Consider the following 2,153-nt stretch of genomic DNA (forward strand, 5'->3'; position numbering starts at 1 on the left):
CAATACCGGGGGGGCTAGCGTTGGAGTGGTAGAAAAAGGCGCGATCCCCCACCTGCATGGCTTTTAGGTAGTTGCGGGCTTGGGAGTTGCGCACGCCGTCCCAGAGGGTTTGGCCCTCCCGCTGCAGATCCCAGATGCTGTAGACGCTGGGCTCCGATTTCATCAACCAGTAGTTCATGGAACGCTAAGCTCGGGCAGCAGGCAAGCGACGGGCAACAAACTCGACAAAGTTTTGCAATATCTTCAAGCCTACAGGGCCAGACTTTTCGGGGTGAAATTGGGTGGCAAACAAGGCGCCGCGGGCAAGGGCGGCCACACAGGTTTGGCTGCCGTGTTGGGTAGTGGCGGCCACCCAGCTGGGATCCTCGGGCACGGCGTGATAGGAGTGGACAAAGTAAACCCAGCTTTGGTCAGGGATCCCTGCCCAAAGAGGAGACAGGGGCTGGGTGAGGTGCAACTGGTTCCAGCCCATGTGGGGGATGCGCAGGCCTGGCTCCGGTTGAAAGCGTCGCACTTGTCCGGGTACAAGGCCCAGCCCTGGCTCCACCCCCTCTTCGCTCCCCTCAAACAAAACCTGCAGCCCAAGGCAGATGCCCAGAAAGGGCTGCTGCCGCTCGATTGCTTCTTGGAGAGCCTCCACAAAGCCCCGCGCCCGCAACTGCTGCATGGCTGGGTCAAAGGCCCCATCTCCCGGCAGAACGAGGCCATCAAAAGCCGCCAGCCCAGCCGGCCCTGTGACCAGTTGCACCTCGGCTCCAGCCCGCTCTAGCCCTTTGCAAGCCGAATGCAGGTTGCCGGCCTCGTAGTCAATCACTGCCAGGCGCACAGCGTTCATGGGATCCCTTACAAGCCTACCAGTATAGTGGTTTTAGCAAGGTAGGGAGCTATGGTGGTTGCAGCCTCTGCAGAAGACTTTGCCCTCTCCACTCAGCTTGGCTGGCCAGAGGCCGCCTATCTGCACATCCCCTTCTGCCGGCAGCGCTGCCACTACTGCGATTTTGCCACCGGCCTAGGCACGCGCGAGCTAATAGAAACCTATGTGCAGGTGCTCTGCCAAGAGATTGGGGGGGCCTACCGCTACCGCCATTTGGCTGGGGATCCCCAACCCTTGACCAGCATTTTCTTTGGCGGCGGCACCCCTTCCCTGCTGACGGTGGAGCAATTGGGCCGGATCTTGGCTCAACTCAGGGAGAGGATCCCCTTACATCCTGACTGCGAGATTTCGCTCGAGGCCAACCCCGGCACCCTGACGCGGGAGCAGTTGGCGGGCTACCGGGATCTGGGGGTTAACCGCATCAGCTTGGGGGTACAGGCGTTTCAACCTGAGCTGCTGGCCGCCTGTGGCCGCCTGCATGGGGTGGAAGAAGTCTACGAAGCCGTGGCCGACTTGCAGGCAGTGGGCTTTGCGAATTTCAACCTGGACTTGATCTTTGGACTGCCCTACCAGACGTTGGCGCACTGGCAGCAATCGCTGCAGGCTGTTCTTGAGATCAACCCCACCCACGTCTCCATCTATGATCTAACGATTGAGCCGGGAACCCGCTTTGGTCGGATGTACCGACCGGGGGATACCCCTTTGCCCCCTGAGGAAATCACAGTTGCAATGTACTTGATGGCGCGGGAGCTGCTCACCCAAGCCGGCTACATCCACTACGAGATCTCCAATTTTGCCCGCCCTGGGTATGCCTGTCGCCACAACCGGGTGTACTGGGAAAATCGCCCTTACTTTGGCTTTGGCATGGGATCGGTCGGCTACGAAGGGGGGCGGCGCATTCAACAGCCGAAAACTCTCCATAAGTATTTTGAACAGGTCAAAGCCCAAGTTCACCCTCTCCCGCCACCGGCCTCTGCAGAAGAAATCTGGATGGATACGGTGATGTTGGGACTGCGTTTGCAGGAAGGGCTGGATTTGGCAACTTTACGGCAGCGCTTTGGCCCTGCGAGGGTGGAGCAGGCTTTGCGGCGTCTAGATCCCTATTTTGAAAAAGGTTGGGCCAGTTGCGAAGGAGGGCGGCTGCGGCTGATCCCGCCCGAGGGCTGGCTGTTTTCCAACGAAGTCATTGCAGAGCTTTTTCCATAGTGCGAACAACTGGGTATGCATCCGCTCCCTTTCTTACTGACCGGGGGGATGTTGTTGCAAAGCCTGCTTTAGG

General features: G+C 59.3%; 3 protein-coding genes. 1 reads left to right on the top strand and 2 read right to left on the bottom strand.

The genetic code is table 11. The features are described 5' to 3' along the window. Nucleotides 1–178: EVE domain-containing protein (locus tag NW841_RS01285; RefSeq protein ID WP_414385052.1), on the bottom strand; the 178-nt coding region annotated here is incomplete at its 3' end. A gap of 6 nt (nucleotides 179–184) precedes the next feature. After that, entirely contained in the window at nucleotides 185–835 is a 651-nt protein-coding gene (hisH, locus tag NW841_RS01290; protein WP_414385022.1) for an imidazole glycerol phosphate synthase subunit HisH, read from the bottom strand. A 51-nt stretch (nucleotides 836–886) separates the two neighbouring features. Between hisH and hemW the strand changes: the two genes are divergently transcribed. Continuing rightward, nucleotides 887–2,080 (top strand): radical SAM family heme chaperone HemW, encoded by a 1,194-nt coding sequence (gene hemW / locus NW841_RS01295; protein WP_414385024.1) that lies wholly within the window; start codon nucleotides 887–889, stop codon nucleotides 2,078–2,080. Nucleotides 2,081–2,153: the final 73 nt, after the last annotated feature.

Origin of the sequence: Synechococcus sp. H60.3, from assembly GCF_047462295.1 — a bacterium.
Classification (GTDB): domain Bacteria; phylum Cyanobacteriota; class Cyanobacteriia; order Thermostichales; family Thermostichaceae; genus Thermostichus.

Coding starts and splice junctions, on each gene's coding strand:
- hemW (WP_414385024.1), top strand. CDS start 887: ATGGTGGTTGCAGCCTCTGCAGAAGACTTTGCCCTCTCCACTCAGCTT.
- hisH (WP_414385022.1), bottom strand. CDS start 835: ATGAACGCTGTGCGCCTGGCAGTGATTGACTACGAGGCCGGCAACCTG.